This window comes from Dysosmobacter sp., from assembly GCF_034093755.1.
GTDB lineage: Bacteria > Bacillota > Clostridia > Oscillospirales > Oscillospiraceae > Oscillibacter.
Genome location: NZ_JAXEBZ010000008.1, coordinates 1 through 6,789, shown reverse-complemented (window position 1 = coordinate 6,789; position 6,789 = coordinate 1). Strand labels below are relative to the sequence as shown.

Sequence of the window (6,789 nt, the reverse complement as noted above, 5' to 3'; positions counted from 1 at the left end):
GCTGAACATCATGGTCAACGGGTACTGAGGCTGTCGAAAAAGTGGCTTTGCCACTTTTTCGGGAAGGCAGCAGCCTGCGGCGCGCACGTCGTCGGGGCAAACGTCGCTCCATTCGGAGCGCCCTGCGGCGGAGGGCGTCCTCATGCCGCTCCGTTGCCCCTCCTCTCCCCACCGCAACCGCTTCGCTGGGTTGCAGTGGGGAACCCCATAAGCGGACAACTCGCACACTTGCAGGCTGAGAAGTGTTTTTCCCGCCGTACACGCCGCCGGGAAAAACGAATTTCATTTTTTTCGCACCTGCGGGTGCGAACTCTGCGAGGCTTTTTGACAAGCTGAAGGACCTCCGCGGCACCGCCGCGGAGGTCCTCTTTTGCATTCTTATTCCCAGACGAGGGTGGCGAAGTAGTCCTCCGGCGTCTCGGCCCGGCGGATCAGCTTCACGGAGCCGTCCTCCTGCAGCAGCAGCTCGGCGGAGCGGAGCTTGCCGTTGTAGTTGTAGCCCATGGAGAAGCCGTGGGCGCCGGTATCATGAATCACCAGCAGGTCACCCATGTCGATCTTCGGCAGCATCCGGTCAATGGCGAACTTGTCGTTGTTCTCGCACAGGCCGCCCACTACGTCATACTTGTGGTCGCAGGGGGCGTCCTCCTTGCCCATGACGGTGATGTGGTGGTAGGAGCCGTACATGGCGGGACGCATCAGGTTGCAGGCGCAGGCGTCCACGCCGATGTATTCCTTATAGATGTGCTTTTCGTGGCAGGCGGTGGTCACCAGGTGGCCGTAGGGGGCCAGCATGAACCGGCCCAGCTCCGTGTAGATGGCCACGTCGCCCATGCCGGCAGGCTCCAGCACCTCCTCATAGGCCTTCCGGACCCCCTCGCCGATGACGGCGATGTCATTGGCAGGCTGGTCCGGGTGGTAGGGAATGCCCACGCCGCCGGACAGGTTGATGAAGGAGATGCGGCAGCCGGTCTCCTGATGCAGCTCCACCGCCAGCTGGAACAGAATCCGGGCCAGGGCGGGGTAGTAGTCATTGGACAGCGTGTTGGAGGCCAGGAAGGCGTGGATGCCGAACTCCTTGGCGCCCTTGGCCGCCAGAATGCGGTAGGCCTCCGCGATCTGCTGGCGGGTCATGCCGTACTTGGCGTCACCGGGGTTGTCCATCACCTGGAAGCCCTCTCCGGTGGCGCCCAGGGTGAAGGTGCCGCCGGGGTTGAAGCGGCAGCAGATCTTCTCCGGAATATAGCCCAGGGTCTGCTCCAGCTCGTCGATGAGGGTGATGTCATCCAGATTGATGATGGCGCCCAGCTCCGCGGCCTTCCGGAACTCCTCCGCCGGGGTCTCGTTGGAGGAGAACATGATGCCCTCGCCGGTGGTGCCGATCTTTTCCGCCAGCATCAGCTCCGTCATGGAGGAGCAGTCGCAGCCGCAGCCCTCCTCCTGCAGGACCTTCAGAATGCCGGGGGTGGGGGTGGCCTTCACGGCGAAATACTCCCGGTAGCCGGGATTCCAGGCGAAGGCGGCCTTCAGGCGGCGGGCGTTCTCCCGGATGCCCTTTTCATCGTAGATGTGGAAGGGGGTGGGATACCGGGCGGTGATGGCTTCCAGCTGCTGCTGGGATACAAACGGTTTCTTATTCATGAAAATGCCTCTTTTCAGCATAAATATCTCTGCTATTTTAACGGTTTAATGTCTTGGTGTCAAGGAAAACAGGGGAAAACCGTCAGAAACTGTCTGCCGATATTCTATTGAAAAAACAACCATTGATTTTCAGGGCGGCTGAGGCTATAGTAGAGAGCAGGAAAATACCGCCGCTGCGGCGGAAAACGGAGGAATGAAGCATGAGTACGATTCTTGTGGAAGCCCGGGGCGACCAGTGCCCCATTCCGGTGGTAAAGGCCACCCGCGCCCTGCGGGAGATGACGGAGCCCGGCGTGCTGGAGGTCCATGTGGACAATGACATCGCCGTGCAGAATCTCAGCCGCATGGCCGCCGGCCACCATCTGAAGGCGGAGAGCCGTCAGGAGGAGGAGAAGCATTTTGTGGTCACCGTGGCGGTGGACCATCTGCCGGAGACGGTGGAGGACGCGCCTGCTGTCTGCGCCCCCGCCGCCGGCGGCAGTCTGGTGGTGGCGGTGGACACCGACTCCATGGGCCGCGGCAATGACGAGCTGGGCAAGGTGCTGATCAAGGGCTTTTTATATGCCGTCAGCCAGCTGCCCCAGCTGCCCCGGACCATCCTGTTCTACAACGGCGGCGCGAAGCTCACCACCGAGGGCTCCGACTCCCTGGAGGACCTGAAAAACATGGAGGCGCAGGGGGTGGAGATCCTCACCTGCGGCACCTGCCTCAATTACTACGGCCTGACGGAGAAGCTGGCGGTGGGCGGCGTCAGCAATATGTACACCATTGTGGAGAAGCTGGCAGGCGCCGGCAAGGTGATCAAGCCGTGATCTACCTGGACAACGCCGCCACCACCCTCCGCAAGCCTCCCTGTGTGGCGCAGGCGGTGGCGGCGGCCCTGGACAGCTTCGGCAACAGCGGCCGGGGCGCCCATGATGACTCCCTGACGGCTTCCCGGACCATCTACGATACCCGGGAGCGGCTGGCCCGGCTGTTTCACGGCCGTCCGGAGCGGGTGTGCTTCACCTGCAACTCCACCGAGGCGCTGAACATCGCCATCTCCGGCCTGCTGGGGCCGGGGGACCACGTCATCTCCACGGACTGGGAGCACAACTCCGTGCTGCGCCCCCTGTACCGGCTTCGGGAGGCGGGGATGGAGCTGGACTTTCTGCCGGCGGATCGCCGGGGGCGGCTGGATCTCAGCGCCCTGCCGGGACTGCTGCGGAAGAACACCCGGGCGGTGGTCTGCACCCATGCCTCCAACCTCACCGGCGACGTGATGGACATTGCCGCCGTGGGAGCCTTTGCCCGGGCCAACGGCCTGCTGTTCATTCTGGACGCCTCCCAGTCCGCCGGGGTGCTGCCGGTGGACATGGAGCGGGACGGGGTGGACGTGGTGTGCTTCACCGGCCACAAGAGCCTGCTGGGCCCCCAGGGCACCGGCGGCCTGTGCGTCCGGGAGGGGGTTGAGATTCGCCCTTGGAAGGTGGGGGGCACCGGCGTCCAGAGCTATCTGGAGCGCCAGCCGGAGGAGTACCCCACCCGGCTGGAGGCCGGGACCCTCAACGGCCACGGCATCGCCGGGCTGCAGGCGTCCCTGGGCTTTCTGGAGGAGACGGGGCAGGAGCGGGTCTATGCCCATGAGTACGCCCTGGCCCGCCGGTTTTACGAGGCGGTCCGGAATCTGCCCGGCGTGACGGTGTACGGAAACTGGGACGATCCCGTCCACGCGCCGGTGGCGGCGCTGAACATCGGCGATCTGGACTCTGGAGAGGTGTCCGACGAGCTGGCGGAGCGGTGGGGCATCGCCACCCGACCCGGCGCCCACTGCGCCCCCCGGATGCACCGGGCGCTGGGCACGGAGGAGCAGGGGGCGGTGCGGTTCTCCTGGTCCTGGTTCAACACGGAGGAAGAGACGGACGCGGCGGCGGAGGCCGTTGCCGTCCTGGCAAAGGAGTGGCAGGTGTGAGAGAGAAGCAGCCCAGGTTTGTGGTCACCTTCCGCACCACGGCGGAGGCCATGGCCATGGAGAAGCGCTGCCGGGACTCCGGCGTGCCGGGGCGTCTGATTCCCCTGCCCCGGGCTATCAGCGCCGGATGCGGCATGTGCTGGTCCGCGCCCGACGGCAGCCGGGAGGCTGTGGAGGAGCTGCTGATGACCAGCGGCTTCCGGGTGGACGGGTTGTATGATATGCTGCTTTGACGCGGCGGAGAGGAGATTACAGTGACCAACTGCGAGGAGTGCCTCCACTACGATTATGACGAGGAAGAGGACGTTTGCTTCTGCAATATGGACCTGGATGAGGACGAGATGGAGCGGTTCCTCCGGGGAGACAGCCGCAGCTGTCCCTTCTATCACCGGGGCGACGACTACTCCACCGCCCGGCGGCAGTGAGCGTGAAAAAGAAAACGACCAGCTCTGATCCGGAGAAATTCTCACGGACAGGGCTGGTCCTGTTTTTCCGGGGCAGGGGGGCCGTTTTCGATGAGCCGCAGCTTTTCCGCCCGGGTCAGGCGCTTGATGGCTATCTCCCGGCGGAGGGCCGCCGGCCTGTCCGGCTGCTCCTCCCGGTAAACCACTGTCAGCGGCAGGCGGGAGCGGGTGTACTTGGCCCCCTTGCCGCTGCGGTGAACGGCCAGGCGGCGGTCCACGTCCCGGGCTATGCCGGTGTACAGGGAGCCGTCGCCGCAGCGGAGAATATAGACCCAGCAGGACGCCATGGCGCCGCCTCCTTCGGATGATCTGCCGCTTCAGCATACCACGGCGGAGAGAAATTTGCAACGCCTTGACGGTGCCCGCGGCATCGTGGTACGATAGCCGCAGCACATCCGCCGGAGACGGCGAATGGCGGAGGGCGCCGCAGATGAAACCTGTGACACCGTGCGGGAAAACGCGGAGAGGGAGGGGCCTATGGAGAATTTCGACTACCTGATTCTGCGCCAGTCGCTCCACCGTCTGTATCTGCGGATGATGGAGCCGGTGCTGGAGCGGTTCGGCCTGACGCAGATGGAGGAGGACATCCTGCTGTTTCTGGCCAACAATCCCGGCCATGACACGGCGGCGGAGCTGGTGAGCCTGCGCTCCCTGGCCAAGTCCCAGGTGTCCACCTCAGTGGAGCGGCTGGTGCGGCGGGGGTATCTCCAGCGCCGCCCGGAGGGGCGGAAAATCCACCTGCGGCTGCTGCCTGCGGCGGCGGAGGCCGTCCGGCAGGGGCAGGACAGCCAGAAGCGGTTCGGCGAGGCCATCGCCCGGGACTTCTCACCGGAGGAACAGACTCTGCTTTACGGCATTCTGACCCGGATGACGGAGAATGCCCGCCGCGCCTGCCGGGAACTGACAGAGGAATAGCCGCGTAAAAAGGAGCGCCGGTCCGGCGCTCCTTTTTTGCCGTTCCGTATAAGGGACCGGCCCGGCCGCATAGGCTGGCCTGAGGGGGGATGTTATGCTGAGTGCGGCATTGCTGCTGTTTGCCAACAGCTTACTGCTGACGCTGCGGCTGTCCGGCGGCGGCTCGTTTCCGCGGCCGCTGTCTGCGGCGGAGGAGCGGGAGTGCCTGCGGCGCTGCGCCGAAGGTGACCAGGAGGCCCGGGACCGGCTGATTGAGCACAATCTCCGGCTGGTGGCCCATGTGGTGAAGAAGTACTACACCCAGTCAGGGGACCAGGAGGACCTGATCTCCATCGGCACCATCGGGCTGATCAAGGCGGTGGCCAGCTTCGACGGCTCAAAGGGGACCCGCCTGGCCACCTACGCCGCCCGGTGCATTGAAAATGCTATACTATCGCAACAGAACAATCGGCGGTTGAGGTGGAAAACCATGAACCTTTTGGGGCAAAATGGTCTATGTTCTGCCGCCTGGAAGTCCGCAGCTATGTATTGGCTGCGAATGTTGCAGGTACATTAAAAGTTGCGCCGCTTCAAATTCTCAAGTTTCCGGTCGTCCTTCCACATAAGTTTTTGGATGCCGAGAAGTTCAATCTGCGGTTTTCGGACGCATCCGAGATCACGGAAATTGCGGACAAGCTGCGGTGGCATCGCTATCAAAAAGGACTTCGTCAGCGTGATGCGGCGGACTATGCGGGCATCGACCGCAGTACCTACATCCATTACGAAGAGGCAGGGCGGGACTTTTATCCGAAGGAGCATATGGAGAAGCTGGCGGAGCTGTTTGAAGTGCCGCTGGAGGATTTGCTGGATGACTATAACCTGTTTCTGCTGCGAGGTCAGGGAGCGCAGATCAAAGCCATACGCCAGCGGCTCGGCTTGACGCAGAAGGCATATGCAGCGCAGCTTGGCGTCCCGCTGCAAAAGTTCAAGCGATGGGAACAGGGTAACGTGCAGATTTTCAAATCTACATGGGAGAAGTATTTCAAGCAGACGTGATCAGTGCAGTAAAACGAGCAGACCGGCGTTGAATGCCGGTCTGCTCGTTTGCTATGTATTATTGCTGCGCTTTCAGATGCTTCACCGCTGCGTCCACCAGTTCCAGCTTCTGCTCCGTGGAGCAGGGCAGCTTCTGGATGGATTTCAGCGCCTGCTCGGACTGGAACTTCGCCAGCTCTTGCCCAAGCTCCTGCTGCGCCTGCTTTGATTTCGGGAAGATCAGAAATACTTCCATGGCTGCCCTCCTTTCCAGAGCGTTTTCTTCTTCAATCTATGCGTGTGTTCCGGCTGCTATGTAGACAAATAGAATTCGATTTTGCGGCTGCGAGGGAAATCGTATTGCCGTGCGGCTTTGGCGGTGCGCGGAGGCTTGCAATTCAAGGGCTTTTCGCCCCCAAATTGTCTACACCAGACCGCCGTTTGCGGGCGGATTTCGCCTTCTGTCGGCGGTGAACCTCCTTGGCGCAGGCGGGGCAGTATTTTGTCCTGCCAGAGCGGGCGAGAATGCCTGTGCCGCAGACTTCGCAGCGGCGGAGTTTTTTCGGGCTGAGAATGGCCTGTTCCAGCTTGGGCTGCTGGGGCAGCACGGCGCGGCGGAACCACCGGCAGATCAGGCTGCGGGAGATAAATTGCGGGCAAGCGCCGTCCAGCAGCAGGCAGTCGCCATCCAAGAAGTTACAGCAGCGCCTTGTAAGGCCGCGCACGCTGCGGAGCTGTCCTGGCGTCAAGCGGAAGAGCGTGCCATCCGGCAGCCGCTCGATGGGGTCAAGCTTGTGCATCTTC

11 protein-coding genes are annotated in these 6,789 nt (G+C 62.9%); 7 read left to right on the top strand and 4 right to left on the bottom strand.

Going from position 1 to position 6,789, the window contains the following annotated elements:
• Window positions 1-378: 378 nt before the first annotated feature.
• Window positions 379-1,641, bottom strand: coding sequence for a diaminopimelate decarboxylase (locus tag SOX55_RS00630; protein WP_325285497.1), 1,263 nt, complete (start codon window positions 1,639-1,641; stop codon window positions 379-381).
• A 200-nt stretch (window positions 1,642-1,841) separates the two neighbouring features.
• Between SOX55_RS00630 and yedF the strand changes: the two genes are divergently transcribed.
• Genes yedF through SOX55_RS00610 form a run of 4 tightly spaced genes read left to right on the top strand, consistent with a single transcriptional unit; the run spans window position 1,842 to window position 4,017 of the window.
• Entirely contained in the window at window positions 1,842-2,453 is a 612-nt protein-coding gene (yedF, locus tag SOX55_RS00625) for a sulfurtransferase-like selenium metabolism protein YedF (protein ID WP_325285496.1), read from the top strand.
• Complete coding sequence (locus SOX55_RS00620; protein WP_325285495.1) at window positions 2,450-3,592, top strand: aminotransferase class V-fold PLP-dependent enzyme; 1,143 nt, start codon at window positions 2,450-2,452, stop codon at window positions 3,590-3,592. The genes yedF and SOX55_RS00620 overlap by 4 nt, the downstream gene beginning before the upstream one ends.
• Window positions 3,589-3,825: a DUF3343 domain-containing protein gene (locus SOX55_RS00615; RefSeq protein ID WP_325285494.1), complete on the top strand. Its 237-nt coding sequence runs from the start codon at window positions 3,589-3,591 to the stop codon at window positions 3,823-3,825. Before SOX55_RS00620 ends, SOX55_RS00615 begins: the two co-directional genes overlap by 4 nt.
• Window positions 3,826-3,846: 21 nt before the next feature.
• The gene (locus SOX55_RS00610; RefSeq protein WP_325285493.1) at window positions 3,847-4,017 is read left to right on the top strand and encodes a DUF6472 family protein; all 171 of its coding nucleotides are present in this window, start codon (window positions 3,847-3,849) and stop codon (window positions 4,015-4,017) included.
• 41 nt (window positions 4,018-4,058) lie between these two features.
• Here the strand turns inward: SOX55_RS00610 and SOX55_RS00605 are convergent, their stop codons facing one another.
• The gene (locus SOX55_RS00605; protein WP_325285492.1) at window positions 4,059-4,343 is read right to left on the bottom strand and encodes a GIY-YIG nuclease family protein; all 285 of its coding nucleotides are present in this window, start codon (window positions 4,341-4,343) and stop codon (window positions 4,059-4,061) included.
• A gap of 190 nt (window positions 4,344-4,533) precedes the next feature.
• Between SOX55_RS00605 and SOX55_RS00600 the strand changes: the two genes are divergently transcribed.
• The 3 genes from SOX55_RS00600 (at window position 4,534) to SOX55_RS00590 (ending at window position 6,006) form a co-directional block, all read left to right on the top strand.
• Window positions 4,534-4,971 carry a MarR family winged helix-turn-helix transcriptional regulator gene (locus SOX55_RS00600; RefSeq protein WP_325285491.1) on the top strand — a complete coding sequence of 146 codons (438 nt, stop codon included), beginning with the start codon at window positions 4,534-4,536 and terminating at the stop codon, window positions 4,969-4,971.
• A gap of 94 nt (window positions 4,972-5,065) precedes the next feature.
• On the top strand, window positions 5,066-5,527 hold the full coding sequence (locus tag SOX55_RS00595; RefSeq protein ID WP_442873592.1) for a sigma-70 family RNA polymerase sigma factor: 462 nt from the start codon (window positions 5,066-5,068) through the stop codon (window positions 5,525-5,527).
• Window positions 5,467-6,006 (top strand): helix-turn-helix domain-containing protein, encoded by a 540-nt coding sequence (locus SOX55_RS00590; RefSeq protein WP_325285490.1) that lies wholly within the window; start codon window positions 5,467-5,469, stop codon window positions 6,004-6,006. The genes SOX55_RS00595 and SOX55_RS00590 overlap by 61 nt, the downstream gene beginning before the upstream one ends.
• 58 nt (window positions 6,007-6,064) lie before the next feature.
• Here the strand turns inward: SOX55_RS00590 and SOX55_RS00585 are convergent, their stop codons facing one another.
• Both SOX55_RS00585 and SOX55_RS00580 read right to left on the bottom strand, forming a co-directional pair.
• Entirely contained in the window at window positions 6,065-6,241 is a 177-nt protein-coding gene (locus SOX55_RS00585) for a hypothetical protein (RefSeq protein ID WP_177343401.1), read from the bottom strand.
• Between the two features lie 142 nt (window positions 6,242-6,383).
• Entirely contained in the window at window positions 6,384-6,785 is a 402-nt protein-coding gene (locus SOX55_RS00580) for a cysteine-rich VLP protein (protein WP_441034039.1), read from the bottom strand.
• Between the last annotated feature and the right edge of the window lie 4 nt (window positions 6,786-6,789).